Below are 22,335 nucleotides of genomic sequence, written 5' to 3' on the forward strand. Positions count from 1 at the left end.
CAGTTGATGACAGCTTACCAACAAGGCGATGCGAATGCTTTAGACAGCATTTATCGCTTGATGCAGAAACCGCTGTATTCGTTCATTTTCCGTTACACTCGAGAGGAACAGCTGAGCATTGATATCGTGCAGGATACGTTCATGAAGCTGCAGGACCATAAGCAAACCTTCGATCCGCAGAAAGGCACGCTCAAAAGTTTTCTTTTTCAAATTGCGTACCGGTTGATGGTCAATAAATTAAACCGGCGCAAGAAACTGTCGTCTCTTCTGCCCTTTCTGGTGCCGCGCCAGAAAGAAGAATTGTCCCGGCCGGAACAGATGACCGTGAGGGATGCTGTTGCTAATCTTCCTGAAACGGAACGCGCAGTCATTCTCTTATTTTATTTCCATGATTTGTCCCAAGAAGAAATGGCGCAGATCCTCGGCATTCCAAAAGGCACCGTGAAGTCGCGGCTGCACCGGGCGACGAAATTACTGAAAAACGATTTGGAGGGATTTTACGATGAATCAAGAGCCATTCGATAAAGATCCGCTTTTGCAGGCAAAGCTGCAGGAAGACTTGGTAGAAGTTCCCGATTTTCCAATGAAAGCAAGCCGGTGGAACCGATTGCTTCACTATTTAGGTTCTCCTGCACAAGATCCGTTCGAGCCGCTTGTTGCGACGAAATCAGGCATCATTTCGCTGAAAGTGCTCCCCGCTGCCGGAGGCGCAGCCCTGGTCGCTGCACAGTTTTTATTTTTCCTCTAAATCTCCCTGATCGTAAATAAATATACTTTTCCCCAAAAATAGAGAGGCATCCCCTAAAGGATGCCTCTTTCTAATTTCTCAATCTTCGATCTTGAACCAGCCCGGGATGTTGACGATGGTGTCCCAAAGGTCGTCTGGAATGTCCAATTCGTCTTTTTTGCTCAAATAAAGGGCTTGGTAGATTTCTTGCTCCTGGCTTTTTTTCACTTTTAAGAGCCAATCCGGGTCCATGATCAATGCGTGCCCAAGCGAAACGAATGGCGTAACGTCCAATGCTTCTTTGACTTGATCGACCGTCTGCAAACCGCCGACTCCGATGACCGGAATCCGGTCGCCGACATGCTCCTGGAGCATGACGACACGAGAACGGCTGTCTTCTTCACGAATGGAGCCTCCGAAGAATTTGCCGACGGAAGCATGCAAATAATCGATTCCTTTATCGGCTAACGCCGCCGCGAATTTCAACGTATCTTCCATCGTGATTCCCGGCTCTTCACGTTCTTCCGGGCTCAGCCGGTAACCGACGACAAACGGCTTTTCAGCGTATTTCGCGACCGCTTCTTGGATCGATTCGACGACTGCCAGCGGAAAGGCCATGCGCTCCATCACATCCCCGCCCCACTTGTCCGTCCGGCGATTGGAATGCGGAGAGAAAAATTGCTGGATTAAATACGTATTGGCGCCATGGATTTCCACTCCGTCAAAGCCTGCTTTGATCGCACGCCGCGTCGCTTCTCCAAAAGCTCTAATGGATTCTTCGATTTCCGCTGCTGACATTTCACGCGGAGTTTCTGCATTTGGGCGGACGGATGGGATGTCGCTCGCTGATATCGGCTGCTCACCATTCAATAATTTTGAGTTTGACATGCGCCCTGCATGATAGATCTGCAAAATCGCTTTTGCACCGCCTTCATGAATGGCATCTGCCAGCCGCGCAAGGCTTTCAATCCGTTCGTCAGAATCTGCCCCGAACGCATTCGGAAAACCGATCCCGAGCGGCTCCACATGTGCACATGCCGTAATGACCGCTCCTACACCGCTTTTGGCGCGGCGATGATAGTATTTCAATTCGTCGTCTGTCACGTCTCCATTCGCATCCGATGAAGAAGTCGTCATCGGTGCCATCATGACGCGATTTTCCACTTTTAATCCTGCTGTAAATGTATAAGGCTCAAATATGCTGTCGATCTTTATGGCCATTCCAGTTCCTCCTCAAGTCGATGATTGCTTGTTGTATGGTAAATACCCTTCCCGGATATTCTAAAACGGTGTTCTCCTTTTCAATCTTAAAGGATAGAAAATTGAAATTGTAGATAAATGCTTCCTTCTCTGAATAATTCAGTCTTTTGGCTGAAATAGAGCCTCTTAGCTGGATGCCTATACTTTTTTCCAGTTTCCGTGTCAAAAGTTAGAGGCACGTTATACGAAATAAACCGATTTGTTATTTTATTGATTCATTTATTATTTTATTGTTTTCCGGCAAGTCCCTTCGTTATCTTTTCTATTTAATCCGCTATATGATGGAAAGAGAAAGATTAATCCAAACAATAAGGCCATTCCACAGCAAAGGATGATCCAAATGAAAGCGATTGCCCCGTTAGTTTTTCTGATGTCGCTCCTGCTTATCTTAAGTGCATGCTCCAATGGACAGCCGCTCGCAAATGCCGGGCAATCCAATCCGGGCAAACCGGCCCCAGCTTTTGAACTCACCGACCTGGAGGGGAATCTCCACAACTTGTCCGAATACGCGGGCCAAAAAGTATACGTGAAATTTTGGGCTTCCTGGTGCTCCATTTGCCTGGCTGGCATGGAAGAGTTGAACACACTTGCCGGGGAAGACAATGATTTTGTCGTCTTGTCCATCGTTTCGCCAAGTTCCAATGCAGAAAAAGACAGCGCCTCATTCAAGAAATGGTTTGAAGGCGTCGAAAACACAGAAAACATCCAGGTTTTATTGGACGAAGGCGGCACGTTCTTCGATGAATACGGCGTCCTTGCTTATCCGACGTCCGCTTATATCGGCTCTGACGGAACGCTCGTAAAAAGCTCTCCCGGACATTTCAGCAACGCAGAAATTAAAGAAACATTCGAATCGATCCAATAAACGAAAGGCGGCTGACCATGATGACTAAAAAACGAGCCGGTATTCTGCTGCTTGGCCTATTGCTGCTGCTCCTTGCCGCGGGATGTTCCCCATTGAATTTGAATGCTTCGGGTTCCAATTCAGCTGAGGCGGAATCCAAATTCCCGGACAACCCGAACGATGGCCTGCAATTTGATGAAGAGCAATTGGCAGACATTTGGCTTGCGGGCGGCTGTTTCTGGGGAGTTGAAGCCTATATGGCGCGCGTCTACGGCGTCTATGATGTGACTTCCGGCTATGCAAACGGCAATACGGAAAACCCGACTTATGAAGAAGTGACAAAAGAAAATACCGGACATGCTGAAACGGTCCATGTTCGCTACGATCCGGAACGGGTCGACCTCAAAAAACTGCTCGGCCATTATTTCATGATCATTGATCCTACCCTGTTGAACCAGCAAGGCAACGACCGCGGGGAGCAATACCGCACCGGCATCTTTTATGAAAATGAAGCGGACCGTGCGGTAATTGAAGAAGTGATGGCAGCGGAACAATCCAAATACGACGATCCGGTTGTGACGGAAGTTGAACCGCTCGAACATTATTATTTGGCAGAAGAATATCACCAAGACTACCTCGAGAAAAATCCGAATGGCTATTGCCACGTGGAATTCGATTCGCTTGAAGACCAGGAAGTGCCGTCGCTCATTGACGCTTCCCTTTATCCGAAGCCAAGCGACGAAGAGTTGAAAGCGAAATTGACTGAAGCCCAGTATAAAGTGACGCAGGAAAACGATACTGAAACGGCTTATTCCAATGAATACTGGGACAACTATGAACCCGGCATCTACGTGGATGTGGCGACTGGCGAACCGCTTTTCTCATCCGCGGATAAATACGATTCCAAATGCGGCTGGCCAAGCTTTACCAAGCCGATCGAACCGGAAGTTGTAACGGAGCACGAAGACACGAGCTATAATATGGTCCGCATCGAAGTCCGCAGCCGCTCTGGCGACAGCCATCTCGGCCACGTCTTCAATGACGGGCCAAAAGACAAAGGCGGACTCCGCTACTGCATCAATAGCGCTTCCATCTTTTTTATCCCTCAGGAAGAAATGGCTGAAAAAGGCTACGGCTACCTGGAAGGGAAATTGTAAGTGCAAAAACAGCCGCTCACTGAGGAGAAATCCCAGTGGAGCGGCTGTTTTTTTATTTCACAATGCTGTAATAGACCTTTGAAGTGATGCGGTAAATGACCCAATAGATGGCAGCGAATGCGATAACGACGCCGATAAAAGATAGCAGCCACGTTTTTTCATTCGTGATGCCGAACAGCGTCAATAATTTGCTGACGATGGGATAAGCGAAGATGACATGGATCGTAGCAACCACAATCGGCAAAAGGAACATCCAAATAATCTGCGATTTCGTCGAATCGTGGATCATTTCTTTATCCAGTCCGACTTTCTGCATGATCTGGAATTTCTCCCGGTCATCGAATCCTTCCGAAACCTGTTTGAAGTACGTGATCAATACCGTGCCGATGGTAAACAGCAGCCCGAGGAAAATGCCAAGAAACAGGAATCCGCCGTTTGTGCTGTACCAATCTTCACGCTGAAGATCCCGCGATTCATAGCGTGCGCTTTCGACTGAATAGGATTGCATCCGGATGCGGTCGGCGTATGCTTTCTTTTCTTCGTCCGTGCCTGTCGTATTCCAGCTGATGTCTGCTGAAAGCCCGACAATAGGCGCATCCGGGAATTGTTCCTTGTAGCTAGCCATCAGGCTTTCAATATGGGACATATCAGGAACAACCAATACAATGGTTTCCGTCAATCCCGTTTCAGCGCTAAAGTCATTTTCAATCGGCGTCAACTGGTAAAGACGGTCGCCGATAATCAGTTCTTCCTTCGTATACTTTCCATTGGAATGGTAAAACAAAGCTTCATCCTCTGCCAGTTCAATGTTTTTGCCGGTCATTCCATTATAATCTTCCAACGGAATGACTTGCCCAAACACATTGAGCTCTAAGCCATCAAAGGCCTCTGTAAAATTAAAGCGATTATTGTCTAGCGAGCCGTAGATGGACTGGAAACGAAGCGCCTCCATCTCGGTCACTTCAAGCCCCAACTTTTCCGTTTCCTGTTCATAATGCGCCTGCAAATCGGCAAATTGCTGCTCGATGAGTTCCGGCTGTTCCGGATCGCCGAATAAGCTCATATTGTTTTCAAATGGATAACGGTTTTCCAACGTTTCTTCGCTGCCGACGTAGATCATCAAAGTCGTCGACAATGCAATGATGACCATGGAAGCCAAGATGCAGATATTCGCCAAGCCGACTGCATTTTGTTTCATTCGGTACAGCATCCCCGAAATGGAGATGAATGCACCCGGACGGTAATAAATCCGCTTGTTTTTCTTCAGCGCTTTTAAAATGAAAATCGATCCCGAAATGAACAATAGATAAGTGCCGATGATCACAAGAAATACGGCCAGGAAGAATTTCGAAATGGCGCTGATCGGATCCGGAATCGTCAACGAAATCCCGTAGCCCCATCCAAGGAAAACAAGCGCCAAGATAAAGAGGATGATCGATCCTTTCGGTTCCTTTTCCCCTTCCGTCTTGCCTTTCAATAACTTAATCGGATTTGCAAAAGTGAATTGGCTCACGTTGTAAATATACGTAATCGCAAAGATTGCCAAAAACAGAAGGACGGTCCAAAGAATCGGATCGAGTGCTATCACGTAGCCAATATCCGTCGGCAATTTCAATAGATAATTCAGCAGCATGAAGAAAAGCCGGCCAAAAACAAGCCCTGCCGACAGCCCCGTCAAAATGCTCGCCACGCTTGTAAACATCGTTTCAAACAATAAGATTTTCGCGACATGCCTTTTCTCGAGACCCAAGATTCCGTAAAGCCCGATTTCTTTTTTTCTTTTCTTGATGACGAAGCTGTTCGTGTAAAGGATGAAAATGACCGAAAAAATAGCGATGATAATGACGCCTAGCGAAAACAGCGTCGGCAAAGCAGAAGAACGCTCCTGCACAAATTGATTGGCCATCAGCGATGCCATCAAATAAAACATCATGATGATAGCGATGGATGACAGCAAATACGGAATGTACAAGGTTTTATTCGACTTGATGTTCCGCAGCGCCAGCGCAGAAAAGAAACGGTTATTCATGCCCTTCACCCCGGCTTGACAGCACCGTCAAGGATTGCGAAATGCGGTCCATGAATTCATCAGCCGTTTGGCCACCCCGGTAAATTTCGTGGTAAACCGATCCGTCCCGGATAAACAGCACCCGTTTTGAAAAGCTCGCCGCACGCGTACTGTGGGTCACCATCAAAATGGTCTGCCCTTCCTCATTGATGCCTTTTAGAATTTCCATCAAATTTTGGGAAGCTTTCGAATCGAGCGCGCCTGTCGGTTCATCGGCAAGAATGATTTTCGGGCGCGTAATCAAAGCGCGCGCTACCGCTACCCGCTGCTTTTGGCCGCCTGAGACTTCATACGGATATTTATGGATGTGCGCTTCGATTCCGAGATTCCGGACAATCGGCGCCAGCCGGGCTTCCATTTCCTCGATCGGTGTTTTCGACAATACCAAAGGCAATAAAATATTGTCCTTGATCGAAAAGTTATCCAGCAGATTGAAATCCTGGAACACAAATCCCAGCGTGCTGCGGCGGAATGCCGAAACCTCTTTGTCTTTAATTTTGGATAACGGATTGCCGTCCAGGTAAACCTCCCCAGATGTGGCATCGTCCAAAGTCGAGATGATATTCAATAACGTGGTTTTTCCGGAACCCGATTCCCCCATAATCGAAACGAATTCCCCTTCTTCCACTGAAAAATTAACGGTTGATAACGCTTCTGTCTGCTGAGCTGAGAAACGGGCTGTATATACTTTTTTTAGATTTTTGATTTCCAATAAGGCCATTGCGAACCCCTCCTTGCATTTAATCATAGGCCAATCGCAGGCGGGGTGCCTGTACCTATTCTTACAAACAGATTTTGTTTCTTACGGTTTCGTAAGGTGGCTCGAGAAAAGCGGAAGCGCCCATCTAGCCTCGATGGGCTTAAGGCAGAACACGAAGGAAATCCTGATTTCCGCAGTGGGCTGACTTAAGACCCCGAGAGGCTGGGCGCTGGAGGCTGGACAATACGAATAGCGGAAACAGCCGTTCAATCAAAATCCGTATAATCTTCCCTCGCCATCCGGATGGATACACGCGTTCCTTTGCCGAGCTCCGACTGGATGGAAAGCGTGTGCCCGAGACGCTGCGCTATTTTCTGGGCGAGAAAGAGCCCGAGCCCCGTTGACTTCTCATGCAGCCGGCCGTTCAAACCCGAATAGCCTTTATTGAAAACTTTCGGCAAATCCTCCGGCCGGATGCCGATCCCCGTATCCTCGATGACCAGCGTTTGCGGCTGGGACGGATCGGCGTAAATGGCAATGGAGCCGCTCGCCGTATACTTTAAGCTGTTCGACAAGAGCTGCTCGATTAAATTCTGCAGCCATTTCCCATCGGACAGCACTTTCAGCTGCAGCGGCCCGTAATGGAGTTTGATGCCATTATAGATAAAGAGAATGGAATATTTCTTAATGGCGCTTTTGATGACTTCATCCAAGTCGATGGAAGCCAAATCCATCTCTGAACCGGTTTCTTCCAACTTCACATAGTTCAGCGCCATATGGGTATAGTCTTCAAGCCGCAGCAATTCCTGAGAAATTTGCTTGGCTTCTTTCGCCATTGAACTTTGCGTCAACAAACTGATCGCTGAAATCGGCGTTTTAATCTGGTGGAGCCAAAGGGTGAAATAATCGAGCTGATCGGCTTGCCGCACGAGATGGGTCTGTTCTTTCTCTTTCAGTTCTTCCAGCAAAAAAGCGATTTTCTGCAGATACAATCGATCCGTGGAATGCACCGCTTCTGAAAGCTCAACCACTCTTGAGAGGTCAGCTGTATGAAAAGCTTCAATCGTTTTGTATCGCTCAGCATACTGGATATAACGAATGATTAAATAAATGCCAAAAAGAAAAGCCGAGAGTTCCACGCTATAAAGAAAAAGGCCGATTGGCAATTTCCCTAAAACATAAACGAGCCCGAAAATGAATAGCATGCCAAAAAAGACCAGAAGTTGTCCGCGTATCGCCGAGAGAAAATTCCGTGCGATGGTCCGATTAAAAGAACTACGCATGGGCGGCCTCTTTATTGAGCGCATAGCCCACTCCTTTTTTCGTGACAATTAAATCCGACAGTCCGACTTGCGTCAATTTTTTCCGCAGTCTGGCCACATTCACAGCCAAAGTATTGTCATCGATAAACGACTCATCTTCCCATAATTTAACCATGATTTCTTCTCTTGCGACGTAATCGCCTTTATGTAAAAACAGCAATTCCAAAATTCTGAGTTCAGTCCGGGTCAAATCCACTTCTTGTTCGGCATAATACAATTTCGATTCCGAAGGTTTTAACACCGCGCGATTGAAGTTCAGGAAATTATCACTTTCATTGAAATCATAAGTCCTTCTGAGAAGCGCTTGGGTTTTGGCAATCGCGACCGTCAGATCAAAAGGCTTACTGATAAAATCATCTGCCCCCATCTGGATCGCCATGACAATATCCATGTTTTCATTGCGCGAAGAAATGAAAATGATCGGGACTTGGGAAACTTTGCGGATTTCCTGGCACCAATAATAGCCATTGAAACTCGGCAATTGGATATCCATCAGCACAAGCTGAGGGTTCTTTTCTGCAAATTCCTCCATCACTTTGCCGAAATCCTCCACAATGAAAGCTTCATAATTCCATTTCTTCAATTCTTCATTCAAAACGCCTGCAATCGTTAAATCATCTTCAACAATCATGATTTTAAACATGCTCTCAGTCCAATCATTTAGTAGATTCCAAATGCTCCTTCTAGTTTAGCCGAAGTTCTTGCAGACAGCAAAAAGCGTTCCAGGAAATGAATTTCCTGAAACGCCTTTATTATTTCGCAGTCAAAGAAGTAATCGAGTCGTCTGTCATTAAATAGCCGTGGCAAGCAATCAGCCGCCGCCTTAAATCATCAGAGACATGGGAAGCATCGTAAGCACACACAGAAATCGCGTTTCGCTCTTCCACTTCGCTGGCTACATTTTTTTCATAAAGTTCAATTTCATTGAGAATGTCTTGCTCGCGTCCCCACTCAATATGCCCCCATGTCCGGAAGGCCAAGTCATTCTCAACAAAAATATCGGTCGCTTTTTTAAAATGGGCCAAAATAGTCGGAGGATGGAAATTCCCATTGCGCCAATAGAAATCAAAGTTATTGATAAAATGGATGCCTTCCATCTCTTTTTCAGATAATGAATTTTGCAGCTCTTTAAAGACCATTGGAGAAATGCGTCTATTTTCGACAAACAGCACACGCTCTCCTTGTGCCAGCCCTTGGACAATAAACGATACCGCATTTTCAATATACGATTCCAATTGGTTGTAACTATAAAAAACATGGGCACCTTTAGTTTGGCCAATTTGCTTTGCCAATTCGACACTTGCTTCTCTCATAAACGGCCTACCCCCTATTCGCATTTTCCTGCGCGATGATTTCTTGTATTTTCTCTCTCTAATATACCCTTTAATTTCCAAAGAATAATATAGGCCGAACGATATACATCATCAAAAAAAAAAAACGGTTGAAATCCCCCGTTTTTTGTACGGATCAGTTCATCCTCTAATGATAAACCAATAGACACACATAATCCCCAAATCTGCCAGAACATGGCCAATCATTGTTGCTGAAATAGAACCGGTACTTTCACGGATAAAGCCCCAGAATAAACCGGCAATCAAGACAGGAATGACAGCGGCAAAGCTGTATCCTGCTGCAAATATAGGAATGATCGACAGGAGGTGATATAAGGTATAAAAAAGAGCGGTCAGCGCGATGGCTGAAAATGCTGTCCCTTTCTGCCGGAGCCGATTGAACATATAGCCCCGCCAATAAACTTCTTCTAAGATTGGGTTGGCGAGCAGCAGAACTAAAACGAGCCCGATTTCACCAGCTCCAGAAAATCCCCACTCCAATAATAGAACCCTCAAACTGTCAATATCCAGTAAATACACATGAAGCCATTTCAAGCCTCCATAAATGAAAAGGAAGAAAATCAGGCCGCTGATGATTCCTAACATAGCTGATTTCTTCGTTAACTTTAACTGCTCTTTTGGAAACGCTTTGTCAATCATCGGTACAAACAGGAGCCAGCTATAGAAAAGAAGAAATGTGATAACGACGTTTTCAAAAAACCACAGCCCGATAAAGATCATGATCGTCGGTCCAATCAAGCGGATGGCATTTTTCATCGTGTGTCCCTCCTTCCATCAGTTATATGGTTTTAAAAATCCATTAACCGCTGCATTGAATTCCATGAAAAATTGAGGCGGTACTTGATGGGTTCCTTTTTCGACAAACACCACTTGCGTTTGGGGAGCTGCCTTTTCAAACGGGAGGCGGTAATGGTGCATCGGCTTTTCCAAATCCCCATAGACAAGCAGGATCGGCATCTTTAAGCGATAAAGGGAATACGTCGATTTGTAGCGAAGGCCCGTCTTGCAGAATTCATAAGCCCGTTCCGCATCCGTATGCTTGGCATACTCATATATCTTTTGTTCATCTTCTGGAAAATATTTATTCAGTTTTGCCTGCAGTTTGGCAGCTAAAGGAATTTGGCGGAATTTCGCCATATACATGACGGATTTGATAAAAAATTTTGGTGTGAAATTATTCAATTCCGAATAGCCTCCAGCTAAAATCAAAGCAGACGTCCTTTCAGGATACTGCAACGCGAATTCCTGGGCAATCAAGCCCCCATGGGAATAGCCGCAGATTACTGCTTTCTCCACCTCGAGATGATCCAATAATATTTTCAAATGATTCGCGAGAAGTTCGATAGTCAGAGAAGTATCGCCATTTGTGCTTTGTCCATGGCCGGCCAAATCATAGAAAATCAGCCGATAATTTTCAGCAAGGCTTTCCTGGTGCATAAAAACATTATGCCCCATAACAAAGGGATGGATAAAGACAATCGGAAGCCCTTGTCCTTTCGTATAATAATAAAGCGATAAAGATTCATCGATTTTGGCATATGGCATCTATTTGTTCACTCCTTCAGAGATGGTGTCCATTGAATACTCCCGGCATATTGCCAGTAGTAGAGAATACCCTAATCCGCCCTTGAACAAAACGCTATTGAAAAAGCCATCCGCAGCAGTTGCTGCGGATGGCTTTAAGGTATCACTCTTAATTATTCAAAAAATCAGGATTCAAATAATTCGGGTTCGGATATTTATAGAACCCTTCCCCTGTTGCTTTCCCTAATTTCCCTTGGTCGATATAATCGGTTTTCAGCATTGCAGCGAGCTTCTTGTAATCTTCACGGCCAGTTGCCTCAGCTTTCGCTGATACAATATTGTAAGCCGTATTGATGCCGACTACGTCTAAAATCGCAAAAGGACCCATCGGTGCTTTAGTTGCAATCATCCACGTTTTATCGATCGTTTCAGCATCTGACACTTCATTCACTAAGAGCAATTCAGCTGCGTCAAGCAGCGGCACCAACAAAGAATTCAAAATATAGCCTGGCTGTTCTTTATGCAATGGCAAAGCCACCATGCCGATCGCTTTCGCAAATTCAACCACATCATCAAACACTTGCATGTCGGTTCCCGCATGCTTCATGATTTCAGCTGTATTGTTCAACCAGATGGTATTGGCAAAATGAAGCGCCAAGAATTTTTCAGGGCGTCCAGTTGCATCCGCAAACTGGCTAGGCAATAACGTTGATGAGTTTGTGGCGAAAATCGTTTTTTCCGGTGCCACTTTGCCTAAATTTGTATAGAATTCGGTTTTGATGGCAACCACTTCCGGAATTGCTTCGATGACAAGATCTGCATCCGCCACGGCTGTTGCCAAATCAGTATGGAAAGCCATGCGCTCAAAAGCGGCTTTCACTTCTTCGTCGCTTGCACTCAAATCTTTTTTATAATTTTCCTGAAGCTTAGCAATTCTTTCTTTCGAAGCTTCGATTGCGGCATCATTAATATCATAGACAGTCACATCAAACCCTTTAAAAGCCGTTTGATAAGCGATCTGGCTTCCAAGTACACCGCTTCCTGCTACTGTTACGTTTTTGTAATTCATATCCATTCTCCTCTATTCCTCGTATTAATAAATAACTTCCCTACATTTTTATAGTTTATGCCGATTTTTTATAGAATGCTATTTATCTGCTCACAAAGTCTTATGCCAATCTGAATAGTTGGTACTAAGGTTGAGTTATGTTATTTTGGGAATAGAAAATGAGGACAGAAAAGATATTTCTAAAAGGGAGTTGGAGAAAATGGCTTTAAAGCATTTGAAAGGAAAAACGGCCATCATCACCGGTGCCAATAGCGGCATTGGATTAGAAGCGATGAAAGTTTTTATAAATGAAGGTGCAGCAGTAATCATGGCTGTCCGAAACGAAGAAAAAGCCCAAGCAGAAAAAAACACAATCTTAGCTGGGCATCCGGAAGCGAAAATCGATATTATGCATTTAGACTTGGCTGACTTATCAAGCGTCCGGACATTTGCTGAAGAGGTGAAAGCTAAGCTTCCAATATTAGATCTTCTTATTAATAATGCCGGAGTGATGACACCTCCTTATTCAAAAACGAAAGATGGATTTGAAATGCAATTTGGCGGCAATCATCTCGGCCATTTTGCGTTGACCGGACTTCTTTTGCCCTTACTACTTCAGACAGAAGGCTCTCGTGTGGTGAGTTTGAGCAGCTTGGCGCATAAAGGAGCAGCGATTGACTTCGACAATTTAGACGGCTCGAAAGGCTATAAAGCCATGAAGTTTTACGGCCAAAGCAAGCTCGCTAATCTTTTATTCGCACAAGAATTGGATAAGCGCCTGAAACAGCATGGCTTGCCCACTATCAGCCTTGCTTGCCATCCCGGGATATCTGCCACAAACCTTTTTAAATTCGGCAAATCGGATGCGCCGGGCTGGATGAAAACCTTGATGCACCGTTTCTTGCAGCCACCTGCAATGGGCGCACTTCCAACCGTCTATGCAGCGGTCAATCCGGATCTAAAAGGCGGAGAATATATCGGTCCAGAAGGCAAAGGGCAGAGAAAAGGCTACCCAGCGATTGATACGCCCCATGCTTCTGCAAACAATGAAGCCGTTTCAGCCAAACTTTGGGATGTCTCGGAACAACTCACCGGCGTTACGTTTTCATTTTCAACTTCTGAATAATCTTTAACGCCTTCCTTATTGGGAGGCGTTTTTTTATGTGCATAAGCAGCTTATGATAAATCTTTTGAAACAATTTCAATTTCCTATCGTACAATAATAGGTGAGACTGCGTTTCTTCTATTATTGTACGCCGTCGAGGAGGCCATATGACTAGTAAATTAATCCATACATATACCGAACCGGAAACGAAAGGATTCTGGCGGATCGTGTTTTGGTTCATCACAGGGTTCATGCTTCTGCTCAGTCTTTCAATGGTCGTGGTCCCGTTTCTTATTCTGCTAGAGTACCAGACATGGTGGTTGCTATTTACAATTCCTTTTTTCATTGCAGGAATTTTCTTGAATGTGAGCCTTTTGCGTTTATGGAAAACCACCCTATGGAAACAACGGCACCGTGCACGTTATGGCCTATACGAAAATCGAATTGAAACCTTGGAGTGGCCAGCCCTTTACAAATCCGTGCCAAAGGAGCGAACGATTCATTTCGACAACATCGTTTCGGTGGTTGCCTCTTATTACATTGTAAGGGAATTTCTTCCCCAAGGACTGATAAACGACGGCAGCATTGAAAATGCTCCGATGTTTTACATCATTTATACGACTGAAGAAGGCAAGCAAATACAAAATGTGCTATTTCCAAATCATGGCGACGAAGGAATCAATCTATGGTTCAGGCATTTCATAGAAAACAAAATTCCCCTCCTATATAATGCGCGGCAGATGTTCAGGACCGATACGCCCATCTTAAGCGATGAAAAGCGTCTAGAATATTTGCTGTCAACTGATGAAAATGTAGCGTTTCCATTTCAAACTTCTTGGTTGAAAGATGAACCTTCCGCATTAGCAGCATGGCAAAAAATCGAAACTCAGAAACAGGAAAGAGCAGAAGCAAAAGACCCCGTTTTAAAAGAAGCCCGCCAAAAACATTCGTTCCGGAAATGGATCATTTCCATCGTGCTCCCTCTGCAGCTAATGGGGATTTTAATGTTCAGGGTTACACAGCTTGGCCAATCCTATAATGTTCAATCAGCCAATGTATTGCCCGGAATTGCTATTTTTCTGTTAGGCGGATTTCTTTTCTTTTTTCTGTTAAAAAATCATCTCCGCTGGCATTACATGCTCACCTATTATGCAATGGTCCTGTTTCTTGGATTCATCAGCTTTATCGCAGCGGAGACAGAAGGTGCACTAGCCTTAGGAATTGGATCGGCTTCGCTGCTCTTCCCGGCGTTCATCTGGATTCCGTACGTAGCCATCAAAAAAATGCCGCAGCCTGCTCCAGACAGCAAGCCAAAAGACGCCGCGTGGTAGCAAGAAAAGCGGAAGCAGCCATCTAGATTCGACAAGCATAAGACGGAACAGCGAAGCGGCGTTCTTTGCCGCACAGCTGGGCTGGCTTATGTCCCGAGAATCTGGCTGCTGGAGTCTGGACAAAGAAAAGCGGAAGCGTCCGTTTAGCCCCGTCAGGCATGCATTCCAAACTATACTTAAAGGCGCAATCAGTATCCGAGTGGATGTCTGATTGCGCCTTTTCTATTTTCCCATTAGCTTGCCCTTCTTTTATACTTCGTTAAAAGCTTTTCGGAACACTTCTAAATCCAACTTCTTCATTTTGAAGAGTTCTTGCATGACGCGTTCAACCTGGTCTTTGCTTCCAGTGGCCAGCATGTCATCCAATTCCCCAGGAGAGACTTGCCAGGAAACACCGAATTTGTCTTTAAGCCATCCGCAGATTTGCGCTTTTTCATCGCCGCCGTCCGTCAACTTGCCCCAATAATAATCGATTTCTTCTTGGGATTCGCAATTGATGATAAATGAAATAGCTTCAGTAAATTTGAAATGGGGACCGCCATTCAATGCAAGAAATTGCTGGCCTTTCAATTGAAACTCAATGGTCATAACCTGCCCTTCTTCCATGCCATGCTCTTCTTTTCCAATTGAAGTGTAATGGGTTACGCGTCCGATCTTTGAATCATTGAAAATGGAAACATAGTAATTCACTGCCTCTTCCGCATTCTGGTTAAACCAAAAATTCGGGGTGATTTTCTGGATTTTCGTATTCATGGTTGTCTTCCTTTCTGAAAAAGGTTGGCCATGGCTTGAGAAACCTCAGACAAGGGCATCTATGTATTCGACTTTTAACACCATTATAGAACTTATGTTCTAATTACTCAACTATTCTTTCAACTCATTTCAAATAAAAAAGCCTAGGAGATTTTTTCCCAGGCTTACTTGATCAAGCTTTATTAGCTGCAGAATGATTTTCAAGAATTTCTGCTTTTTTCGTTGCTTGCGATTTTTTCAATAGGATCTCAAGCTCTTCCAGTGACTTTCCTTTTGTTTCGGGAATGAATTTCCAGACAAACAGCGCCGACAACAAACTCATGATGCCGTAGAACGAATAAGTCATGGCACCGCTCACTTCCATCATCATCGGATAAGTCGAAGAGATGAAATAGTTGGCAGCCCACTGCGCGGCAACTGCAATCGCCAATGCCTGGCCGCGGATTTTATTCGGGAAGATTTCAGAAAGCAGCACCCAAACGACCGGACCCCAGGACATCATGAATGAAGCGGTATAAATAATGATGAACACTAGCGTAGCGATGCCGATTTGTTCGAAATAAGCAAGACCCGCCACTCCGAACATTCCGACTGTCATCCCGATCGAGCCGATGATCAGCAATGGCTTCCGCCCAAATTTATCAACCGTGACAATGGCAATAATGGTGAAGATCACATTTACTAAGCCCATGATAATCGTTTGAAGGAATGAGGCATCGCGTGCTGCGCCCATGCTTTCAAAAATTCGCGGTGCATAGTAAAGCGCAACATTGATGCCGACAAATTGCTGGAAGATCGAGAGCACGATTCCAACGACGACAATCGTTTTTCCATAAGTGAATAATTTTTCCTTGCGATGGTCGAATGATTGTTTGATCTCATACAAAGTGGCTTTCGCCATCGTCGTATCGTATGTTTTTTGTAAAACTGCCATCGCTTTCGCTTCCTGATTTTTGGAAATCAGATAGCGAGGCGTTTCAGGGACAAAGAAAAGCAGGATTAAGAATAGAACAGCGGGCACCAATTCCGAAGCGAACATATATCTCCAGCCGATATCGTTGATCCATTCCATAGTTTCGCCTCTGGCAATTCCCCAGTTGACGAAATAAACGACGAGCATTCCGAAAATGATGGCGAACTGGTTAAGCGATACAAGGCGTCCGCGCAAATGAGGAGGTGCGATTTCACCGATATACATCGGAGCGACAGCTGAAGCCAGGCCAACTCCAATTCCGCCAATGATGCGGTAAATATTGAAAGTTACGAGCAGTGACATGGTCGGTTCACCGACCGTGAAGAAGAACATTTCCGGATAGGCAGAACCGAGTGCTGAAAAAATGAATAGAAAAGCAGCAGCAATCAGTGAATATTTTCTGCCGATTCTGGAAGAAATGATTCCAGACAACAAGCCCCCGATGATACAGCCGATCAACGCACTGGATACCGTTAAACCGTGGACGAACGAACTTAACCCAAGACTATCTGTGAAATAAGTCTGCAAAGATCCTTCTGCACCGGAAATGACAGCGGTGTCATAACCGAATAAAAGACCGCCAAGAGTAGCCACTAAGGTGATGGCTGTTATATACAGGATTTTGTTATTATTCATTTGAATATTAGAGTAGAATAACTTCTCTACTCTATCCTCCTTTCATTTTGTAAACGTTATCATACATATTATCAGTATTTTTAATCTTTGTACATTGAATAAACAAACTTTTTTGCCTTTTCATCTATTGGAACTATTATTTTAGAAGATTAATATAGTTCAAAAGAGGGAATGGTTAAGAAGAAAAGCTAATCCGCCCCAATAATTCTTTTGTAGTTTAATTCTTTTATTGTTAAACTATTCTGTGTAAGGGTTACTTTTAGCTTAAATTTTTTATTGCACCATTTACAAAAAATTTATCTAAGGAGCTGGAGCAATGTCTAAACAACAACAATTCGAACTCGTGAAGAATGGAAAAGGGTTTATTGCAGCGCTTGACCAAAGCGGCGGCAGTACGCCAAAAGCACTGGCTTTATACGGAGTGCCGGAAGATTCGTATTCGGGCGAAGATGAAATGTATGACCTGATCCATAAAATGCGGACGCGTGTCATGACGGCTCCTGCATTCAATTCGGATTCGATTCTCGGTGCTATTCTGTTTGAACAGACGATGGACCGTGAAGTTGAAGGCCAGTATACCCCTGACTATCTATGGGAACAAAAAGGCGTGGTCCCTTTCCTGAAAGTGGACAAAGGGTTAGCTGATTTAGAAGATGGCGTTCAGCTGATGAAACCGATGCCGGAACTCGATGCGCTGCTGCAGCGGGCGACTGAACGGAACATTTTCGGCACGAAAATGCGTTCCGTCATCAAAGAAGCCAATCCGGAAGGCATCCGAAAAGTGGTCAAACAGCAATTCGAAGTCGGCAAACAGATTATCGGTGCCGGCTTAATGCCGATCATTGAACCGGAAGTCGATATCCACAGCAGCGACAAAGAAGAAATCGAGCGCATTTTAAAAGAAGAAATCTTAAAGCAGTTGGAAACGTTGCCGGAAAACGAACCGGTAATGCTGAAATTGACCATTCCAACGGTTAATAATTTTTATAAAGAATTGATCGATCATCCGAAAGTATTGCGCGTCGTGGCGCTTTCCGGAGGATATACGCGCAATGAAGCCAATGAAAAATTGGCTGCGAACAACGGATTGATCGCAAGCTTTTCAAGAGGCTTGTCTGAAGGAGTCAGTGCGAGCCAGACAGATGATGAGTTCAACGAAGCGATTGCTGATTCCATTAAAACCATTTATGAAGCATCCATTACTTGAATAAATTAAAAGGAGTTCCCGCCAATCAACAATGTTGGCGGGAACTCCTTTTTAATTTGCATCTAAAATTTGGCCAAGCAGCCGGATACCTTCGCGAATGTTTTCTTCGCTGGTGTAGCTAAAGGACAGGCGGAGAAATTCGAGGCCTTCCTGTTGGTCCAGGAAGAAGAAACGGCCTGGTACATAAACAAATCCTGCTTCATGCGCTTTGGACAAAAGCTCAGCAGTATCCACTCCCGGAATCTGAAGCCAGAGAAAGTATCCTCCACTTGGCATGAACCAGGCAGCCGATTCCGGCATGAATTCTTCGAGCGCCTCTACCATCACCCGCGCTTTCGCTTCATAGACAGACACCAGCTTTTTGAGATGGCTGTCAAAGTCGATCGTTTCCAAATAAGCAGACAAAGTCGACTGGGCAAATGGATGGCCTAAATCTTTTTTAAACCAGCCGAGTACTTCGATCAACTCTTTCGGTCCTGCGGCCCAGCCGATTCTCATGCCGGGCGCTACCACTTTCGAAAACGATCCGATATAAATGACCCGTTCCCCGGCATCCAACGCCTTCAATAATTGCGGCTTTTCTGCAAAGCCAAGTTCACCGTATGCATCATCTTCCATGATAAGAAAATCGAATTGTTCGGCAAGCTTCAGGAGATGCTTTCGCCGTTCAAGCGATAAAGTGGTTCCGGTCGGGTTTTGAAAAGTCGGAATGGTGTAGAGGATGCGCGGAAGCGCCTCTCCCTTCCGTTTCCGCTCAGCCAAGATTTCTTCCAGTTTTTCTGTTTTCATTCCGTTTTCATCGATTGGAATGCTTATGTATTTGTCGGTATAGTTTTGGAAGATTTCCAATGCTTCCATATAAGTCGGCGACTCGATCGCAACAACCGCTTCCTCATCCAGCAGGACACGGGCGACCAAATCAATCGCCTGACAGGCACCTGAAGTGACCAACAGCTCTTCGTTTGCCGTCGGTGCTCCTCTTTCAGCCATGCGCTGGCAGATGAATTTTTCGAGCTGCGGAATCCGCGGGCTGCCGATGTAATGGAGCGGCAAGTCTTTTTCCTCTTCCAGCAAACGTGCCATCGCTCCTTTGATTTCCTCGGAAGGCACAAGACGGGGATCGGGGTAGCCTGAATTTAACCGGATGGCGCCCTGTGGAAATTTCGCCATCCACCTTCCCGGCGGCTCATGTTTAAATGCAAGCTGAACTTCTTTTGAATAAGGGAATTTTGATTTCAATGCTTTCATCCTTTCTGCAAGGAACCTGGCGTTCTCACTTGTTTTATTTCATTCTACCGCATTGCAATTTATTAAGCATTCTGTAAATTTATCCGGTAAAATAAGGTAGAAACAAACAAAGGAATCATTGGGGGAAATTAACATGCGATTGAAGATTATCCACACGAACGACGTCCATAGCCATTATGAAAATTTCGCGAAAGCGGCAACGGTCATCAAACAACTTAAAGATGAGAATTCGCTTATTTTGGATGGCGGCGATTTTGCTGATTTCAAAAGCATCGAGCTTCAAGGGACACGCGGCCTCGCAGCGATCGAACTCCTGCAAAATGTCGGATATGACGCACTGACGATTGGCAACAACGAAATGTTTAATGGGATTGAAACACTGGAGTATATGGCTTCATCTAGCCCCTTCCCTTTTATCAGCAATAATTTGATGAAAAAAGAAGGAACGGAAATCCAAGGTGTCCAGAAAAGCATTATTGTAGAAAAGAACGGATTGCGCATTCTCATTACCGGCTCTTCTCCTGACCTTGGCGAATTTAATGACGGACTGGGCGTAAAAGCTTCTTCCTATGAGGAGAGCATCCGGGAAGAAATCAAACGGCACAGCGGCCAATATGACCTCTGCCTGCTTTTGAGCCATGTCGGTACATTTGCCGATGAGCCGCTTGCTGCTAAAATGCCAGAAATCGATTTGATTGTCTCTGCACACGACCACAAACTATTCAAAGAAGCGAAAATCATCGAAGGGACAATTATCAACAGCGCCGGCAATTACGGCGAGCATGTTGGTATCGTCGAAATAGAAGTGATCGATGGCCGCATCCATTTGCTGCATTCCGAAACCTTATCGACAACTGGCGTTGAAGCGGATCCCGAAATCGTGGATTTGCTGAAAGCCAATAAAGCGAAAGCGATTGCCGTATTGAGTGAACCTCTTTACGGACTTGAACATCCTTTGTGGCACGATGTGATCGAAGAGAACCCAATCAGCAATCTGATTGCCGATGGCTTGCGCGACATGATGGGCGCTGAACTCGGATTAATCAATAGCGGCATTGTAAATGCAGGAGCGTTTGGCCATCTTTCCAGAAAAAAGCTGATCGAGATCTGCCCTTCTCCATTAAATCCGACTTCGTTCGAAATCAAAGGCAGCGACCTGCTGGCTGCATTCGAACAATCGCTGGATGTCCAAAGCTGCCTGGCCGATGGAAGAGGTCCGGGGTTCAGAGGGAAGTTTGTCGGCAGCCTCCATGTTTCAGGCGCCGAAATCGTTCATGACGGCAGCAGCATCGAAAAAGTTTGGATTCAGGGCGAAGCACTGGACCCGAATCGTTGGTATTCGGTTGCAAGCTCCGATTATTTGCAGCGCGGCTCCGGCTACCCTTCTCTTGCCCACAACCGAAATGTGAAATACCGAGCGGAAGAAATCAAAGACGTGATTCAGCTTTACGGGCATCAAAAGCCATTCACCGAGCAGGCTCAAGAAAAGCGCTGGAAAATCGGTTCGAAAACAATCGTTTAAACGAATAAAGGCAGGCTGCGGTTTCAACCGGAAGCCTGCCTTTATTTATTTGCTGCCTTTCATTTTCTTTCTAAATCCGACAATCGCCAACCCAAAAATGACGATGGTATAGCCGATAACCCACAGAAGCGGTTCCAGCAATTGCGTGAAGCCACCTGTAAAGGCTGCTCGCGCTGCATCTACTGCATGGACAAAAGGCAAGAGTTTCGCCATCTGTTCAAAGGCGCCCCCAATCATGGAAGGCGAAAACCAGATGCCGCTGAGCCAAGTGGTGATGTTGACAAATATCGCGAATATGCCGCCCACTTGCCGGTCTGTAAAATATGTACCAAGCGCAAGGCCTGAGCCAATATAAAGAAGTGAAATGATGAGCAGAACACCAAATCCTGTCAAGACATGAATATCTACAGGAAACCCTAATAGTACACCGGCTCCGTAACAGACCAAAATCTGAAAAAGGGCTACCGGCAGGAGCGGAATGGCATAGCCGATTAAATACTCGCTTGCTTTCATCGGCGAAGCGAATATGCGCATAAGAAACGATGTCGTTTTGTCTCGTCCAAGCAGCATGCCGGAAAACAGGGTGATAAAGGAGAAGCTGAATACAATCATGCCGGGCGTTAATTTTTCAATGGTGAAAAGGTCGAGCGGCATAATCCCTTCCAAGGACGAAAAAAGCCAAAGCATCGCAACAGGCATCACTACACCGAGAAGAAGCGTCAACGGATCCCGCAGAATTTCTTTCCGGTTTCGTCCCGCAAATGCCAAAGCTTTCATGCGCCGTCCCCCTCTTCAGTCAATTGGATGAAAATATCCTGGAGCTTCTCGAGGCCCGTGCTCTCTTGCAGGTCTTCGAGCGTCCCAAGAGCCCGCAGACGGCCCGCCTGCATAATGCCGATCCGGTCGGCGAGCGCTTCCACTTCTTCTAAATAATGCGTCGTTAAAATAATCGTGATATCTCCTTTCAATTGCAGCAAAATTTTCCATAAATCGATTCGTGCCCGTACATCAAGGCCAACAGTCGGTTCATCCAAAAAGATGATTTCCGGTTCTGAAATCATCGCCATGGCGATGCTAAGCCGGCGCTGCCAGCCTCCCGACAAGTTTTTCGCTTTTTTTCCCGCGTAGTCTTCCAGACCGAATTTCCTTATCAGTTCTTCCGTTTTCTGTTTCGTTTCCTGCTTGCTGCTGCCATAAATTTTCGCGATGAATTCCAAATTCTCTTTCACGGAAAGATTGCGCGCAATTGCCGTTTCCTGCGGAGAGAGGTTCATTTTCTTCTTCACCGCCAGCGGGTTTTCCACTATGCTGTCGCCAAGCATCAAGGCGTCTCCACTCGTAGGCGCCAGCAAACAGCTCAGCATTTTAATCGTGGTCGTTTTTCCCGCCCCGTTTTCTCCGAGAAGCGCGAAAAACTCCCCTTGTTCAATCGTCAGCGACAAACGGTCGACTGCCAGCTCGCCGTTGAATTTTTTCGTCAATTCCTTGATTTCAATGACCATTCGACATTCCCCTAATGACCGCAGCTTGTTTTGATGCTGCAGAAGCTTTTATTACA

General features: G+C 45.5%; 22 protein-coding genes. 8 read left to right on the forward strand and 14 right to left on the reverse strand.

Going from position 1 to position 22,335, the window contains the following annotated elements:
• Nucleotides 1–6: 6 nt before the first annotated feature.
• Both BN1080_RS12905 and BN1080_RS12910 read left to right on the forward strand, forming a co-directional pair.
• Nucleotides 7–525, forward strand: coding sequence for an RNA polymerase sigma factor (locus tag BN1080_RS12905; protein ID WP_052654622.1), 519 nt, complete (start codon nucleotides 7–9; stop codon nucleotides 523–525).
• A complete protein-coding gene (locus BN1080_RS12910; RefSeq protein WP_052652566.1) occupies nucleotides 503–748 on the forward strand; it encodes a hypothetical protein in 246 nt (81 codons plus the stop codon). The genes BN1080_RS12905 and BN1080_RS12910 overlap by 23 nt, the downstream gene beginning before the upstream one ends.
• A 78-nt stretch (nucleotides 749–826) precedes the next feature.
• On the opposite strand, the gene BN1080_RS12915 is transcribed toward BN1080_RS12910, so the two are convergent.
• Nucleotides 827–1,948: an NADH-dependent flavin oxidoreductase gene (locus BN1080_RS12915; protein ID WP_052652568.1), complete on the reverse strand. Its 1,122-nt coding sequence runs from the start codon at nucleotides 1,946–1,948 to the stop codon at nucleotides 827–829.
• Nucleotides 1,949–2,327: 379 nt separating this feature from the next.
• Here BN1080_RS12915 and BN1080_RS12920 point away from each other — a divergent pair, with 379 nt between their 5' ends.
• Together BN1080_RS12920 and msrB are read left to right on the forward strand one after the other, a co-directional pair.
• The gene (locus BN1080_RS12920; RefSeq protein ID WP_052652570.1) at nucleotides 2,328–2,852 is read left to right on the forward strand and encodes a TlpA family protein disulfide reductase; all 525 of its coding nucleotides are present in this window, start codon (nucleotides 2,328–2,330) and stop codon (nucleotides 2,850–2,852) included.
• Nucleotides 2,853–2,869: 17 nt separating this feature from the next.
• Nucleotides 2,870–3,988 (forward strand): peptide-methionine (R)-S-oxide reductase MsrB, encoded by a 1,119-nt coding sequence (gene msrB, locus BN1080_RS12925; RefSeq protein ID WP_052652572.1) that lies wholly within the window; start codon nucleotides 2,870–2,872, stop codon nucleotides 3,986–3,988.
• A 52-nt stretch (nucleotides 3,989–4,040) separates the two neighbouring features.
• Here the strand turns inward: msrB and BN1080_RS12930 are convergent, their stop codons facing one another.
• The 8 genes from BN1080_RS12930 to BN1080_RS12965 form a co-directional block, all read right to left on the reverse strand.
• Nucleotides 4,041–6,017 carry an FtsX-like permease family protein gene (locus tag BN1080_RS12930; RefSeq protein WP_052652574.1) on the reverse strand — a complete coding sequence of 659 codons (1,977 nt, stop codon included), beginning with the start codon at nucleotides 6,015–6,017 and terminating at the stop codon, nucleotides 4,041–4,043.
• Nucleotides 6,010–6,777 (reverse strand): ABC transporter ATP-binding protein, encoded by a 768-nt coding sequence (locus BN1080_RS12935; RefSeq protein WP_052652576.1) that lies wholly within the window; start codon nucleotides 6,775–6,777, stop codon nucleotides 6,010–6,012. The genes BN1080_RS12930 and BN1080_RS12935 overlap by 8 nt, the downstream gene beginning before the upstream one ends.
• A 245-nt stretch (nucleotides 6,778–7,022) precedes the next feature.
• Entirely contained in the window at nucleotides 7,023–8,039 is a 1,017-nt protein-coding gene (locus BN1080_RS12940; protein WP_052652578.1) for a sensor histidine kinase, read from the reverse strand.
• Nucleotides 8,032–8,721, reverse strand: coding sequence for a response regulator transcription factor (locus tag BN1080_RS12945; RefSeq protein ID WP_052652580.1), 690 nt, complete (start codon nucleotides 8,719–8,721; stop codon nucleotides 8,032–8,034). The genes BN1080_RS12940 and BN1080_RS12945 overlap by 8 nt, the downstream gene beginning before the upstream one ends.
• A 109-nt stretch (nucleotides 8,722–8,830) precedes the next feature.
• A complete protein-coding gene (locus tag BN1080_RS12950; protein WP_052652581.1) occupies nucleotides 8,831–9,391 on the reverse strand; it encodes an MEDS domain-containing protein in 561 nt (186 codons plus the stop codon).
• Nucleotides 9,392–9,550: 159 nt separating this feature from the next.
• On the reverse strand, nucleotides 9,551–10,186 hold the full coding sequence (locus BN1080_RS12955) for a CPBP family intramembrane glutamic endopeptidase (protein ID WP_052652583.1): 636 nt from the start codon (nucleotides 10,184–10,186) through the stop codon (nucleotides 9,551–9,553).
• Between the two features lie 18 nt (nucleotides 10,187–10,204).
• A complete protein-coding gene (locus tag BN1080_RS12960; RefSeq protein WP_052652585.1) occupies nucleotides 10,205–10,975 on the reverse strand; it encodes an alpha/beta fold hydrolase in 771 nt (256 codons plus the stop codon).
• Between the two features lie 148 nt (nucleotides 10,976–11,123).
• Nucleotides 11,124–12,023 carry a 3-hydroxyacyl-CoA dehydrogenase gene (locus BN1080_RS12965; protein WP_052652587.1) on the reverse strand — a complete coding sequence of 300 codons (900 nt, stop codon included), beginning with the start codon at nucleotides 12,021–12,023 and terminating at the stop codon, nucleotides 11,124–11,126.
• Between the two features lie 199 nt (nucleotides 12,024–12,222).
• Between BN1080_RS12965 and BN1080_RS12970 the strand changes: the two genes are divergently transcribed.
• Both BN1080_RS12970 and BN1080_RS12975 read left to right on the forward strand, forming a co-directional pair.
• The gene (locus tag BN1080_RS12970; RefSeq protein WP_052652589.1) at nucleotides 12,223–13,128 is read left to right on the forward strand and encodes an oxidoreductase; all 906 of its coding nucleotides are present in this window, start codon (nucleotides 12,223–12,225) and stop codon (nucleotides 13,126–13,128) included.
• A gap of 146 nt (nucleotides 13,129–13,274) precedes the next feature.
• On the forward strand, nucleotides 13,275–14,438 hold the full coding sequence (locus tag BN1080_RS12975; RefSeq protein ID WP_052652591.1) for a hypothetical protein: 1,164 nt from the start codon (nucleotides 13,275–13,277) through the stop codon (nucleotides 14,436–14,438).
• A 249-nt stretch (nucleotides 14,439–14,687) separates the two neighbouring features.
• On the opposite strand, the gene BN1080_RS12980 is transcribed toward BN1080_RS12975, so the two are convergent.
• Together BN1080_RS12980 and xylE are read right to left on the reverse strand one after the other, a co-directional pair.
• On the reverse strand, nucleotides 14,688–15,191 hold the full coding sequence (locus tag BN1080_RS12980; protein WP_052652593.1) for a VOC family protein: 504 nt from the start codon (nucleotides 15,189–15,191) through the stop codon (nucleotides 14,688–14,690).
• 172 nt (nucleotides 15,192–15,363) lie between these two features.
• Entirely contained in the window at nucleotides 15,364–16,800 is a 1,437-nt protein-coding gene (gene xylE, locus BN1080_RS12985; RefSeq protein WP_052652595.1) for a D-xylose transporter XylE, read from the reverse strand.
• Between the two features lie 316 nt (nucleotides 16,801–17,116).
• On the opposite strand from xylE, the gene BN1080_RS12990 reads away from it, so the two are divergent.
• Entirely contained in the window at nucleotides 17,117–18,007 is an 891-nt protein-coding gene (locus BN1080_RS12990) for a fructose bisphosphate aldolase (RefSeq protein ID WP_052652597.1), read from the forward strand.
• Between the two features lie 51 nt (nucleotides 18,008–18,058).
• Here BN1080_RS12990 and BN1080_RS12995 read toward each other — a convergent pair whose 3' ends face one another.
• On the reverse strand, nucleotides 18,059–19,246 hold the full coding sequence (locus BN1080_RS12995; RefSeq protein WP_199876622.1) for an aminotransferase-like domain-containing protein: 1,188 nt from the start codon (nucleotides 19,244–19,246) through the stop codon (nucleotides 18,059–18,061).
• Nucleotides 19,247–19,388: 142 nt separating this feature from the next.
• On the opposite strand from BN1080_RS12995, the gene BN1080_RS13000 reads away from it, so the two are divergent.
• Complete coding sequence (locus BN1080_RS13000; RefSeq protein ID WP_052652601.1) at nucleotides 19,389–20,777, forward strand: bifunctional metallophosphatase/5'-nucleotidase; 1,389 nt, start codon at nucleotides 19,389–19,391, stop codon at nucleotides 20,775–20,777.
• 45 nt (nucleotides 20,778–20,822) lie between these two features.
• Here BN1080_RS13000 and BN1080_RS13005 read toward each other — a convergent pair whose 3' ends face one another.
• On the reverse strand, nucleotides 20,823–21,554 hold the full coding sequence (locus BN1080_RS13005) for an ABC transporter permease (RefSeq protein WP_052652603.1): 732 nt from the start codon (nucleotides 21,552–21,554) through the stop codon (nucleotides 20,823–20,825).
• On the reverse strand, nucleotides 21,551–22,279 hold the full coding sequence (locus BN1080_RS13010; RefSeq protein WP_052652605.1) for an ABC transporter ATP-binding protein: 729 nt from the start codon (nucleotides 22,277–22,279) through the stop codon (nucleotides 21,551–21,553). The genes BN1080_RS13005 and BN1080_RS13010 overlap by 4 nt, the downstream gene beginning before the upstream one ends.
• Between the last annotated feature and the right edge of the window lie 56 nt (nucleotides 22,280–22,335).

The sequence above is a fragment of the Planococcus massiliensis genome, from assembly GCF_000821325.1.
In the GTDB taxonomy this organism is placed as follows: Bacteria; Bacillota; Bacilli; order Bacillales_A; family Planococcaceae; genus Planococcus; species Planococcus ruber.

Excerpts from the sequence above, each read along its gene's own strand:
- BN1080_RS12905 (WP_052654622.1), top strand. The coding sequence starts at position 7 with ATGACAGCTTACCAACAAGGCGATGCGAATGCTTTAGACAGCATTTAT.
- BN1080_RS12910 (WP_052652566.1), top strand. The coding sequence starts at position 503 with ATGAATCAAGAGCCATTCGATAAAGATCCGCTTTTGCAGGCAAAGCTG.
- BN1080_RS12915 (WP_052652568.1), bottom strand. The coding sequence starts at position 1,948 with ATGGCCATAAAGATCGACAGCATATTTGAGCCTTATACATTTACAGCA.
- BN1080_RS12920 (WP_052652570.1), top strand. The coding sequence starts at position 2,328 with ATGAAAGCGATTGCCCCGTTAGTTTTTCTGATGTCGCTCCTGCTTATC.
- msrB (WP_052652572.1), top strand. The coding sequence starts at position 2,870 with ATGATGACTAAAAAACGAGCCGGTATTCTGCTGCTTGGCCTATTGCTG.
- BN1080_RS12930 (WP_052652574.1), bottom strand. The coding sequence starts at position 6,017 with ATGAATAACCGTTTCTTTTCTGCGCTGGCGCTGCGGAACATCAAGTCG.
- BN1080_RS12935 (WP_052652576.1), bottom strand. The coding sequence starts at position 6,777 with ATGGCCTTATTGGAAATCAAAAATCTAAAAAAAGTATATACAGCCCGT.
- BN1080_RS12940 (WP_052652578.1), bottom strand. The coding sequence starts at position 8,039 with ATGCGTAGTTCTTTTAATCGGACCATCGCACGGAATTTTCTCTCGGCG.
- BN1080_RS12945 (WP_052652580.1), bottom strand. The coding sequence starts at position 8,721 with ATGTTTAAAATCATGATTGTTGAAGATGATTTAACGATTGCAGGCGTT.
- BN1080_RS12950 (WP_052652581.1), bottom strand. The coding sequence starts at position 9,391 with ATGAGAGAAGCAAGTGTCGAATTGGCAAAGCAAATTGGCCAAACTAAA.
- BN1080_RS12955 (WP_052652583.1), bottom strand. The coding sequence starts at position 10,186 with ATGAAAAATGCCATCCGCTTGATTGGACCGACGATCATGATCTTTATC.
- BN1080_RS12960 (WP_052652585.1), bottom strand. The coding sequence starts at position 10,975 with ATGCCATATGCCAAAATCGATGAATCTTTATCGCTTTATTATTATACG.
- BN1080_RS12965 (WP_052652587.1), bottom strand. The coding sequence starts at position 12,023 with ATGAATTACAAAAACGTAACAGTAGCAGGAAGCGGTGTACTTGGAAGC.
- BN1080_RS12970 (WP_052652589.1), top strand. The coding sequence starts at position 12,223 with ATGGCTTTAAAGCATTTGAAAGGAAAAACGGCCATCATCACCGGTGCC.
- BN1080_RS12975 (WP_052652591.1), top strand. The coding sequence starts at position 13,275 with ATGACTAGTAAATTAATCCATACATATACCGAACCGGAAACGAAAGGA.
- BN1080_RS12980 (WP_052652593.1), bottom strand. The coding sequence starts at position 15,191 with ATGAATACGAAAATCCAGAAAATCACCCCGAATTTTTGGTTTAACCAG.
- xylE (WP_052652595.1), bottom strand. The coding sequence starts at position 16,800 with ATGAATAATAACAAAATCCTGTATATAACAGCCATCACCTTAGTGGCT.
- BN1080_RS12990 (WP_052652597.1), top strand. The coding sequence starts at position 17,117 with ATGTCTAAACAACAACAATTCGAACTCGTGAAGAATGGAAAAGGGTTT.
- BN1080_RS13000 (WP_052652601.1), top strand. The coding sequence starts at position 19,389 with ATGCGATTGAAGATTATCCACACGAACGACGTCCATAGCCATTATGAA.
- BN1080_RS13005 (WP_052652603.1), bottom strand. The coding sequence starts at position 21,554 with ATGAAAGCTTTGGCATTTGCGGGACGAAACCGGAAAGAAATTCTGCGG.
- BN1080_RS13010 (WP_052652605.1), bottom strand. The coding sequence starts at position 22,279 with ATGGTCATTGAAATCAAGGAATTGACGAAAAAATTCAACGGCGAGCTG.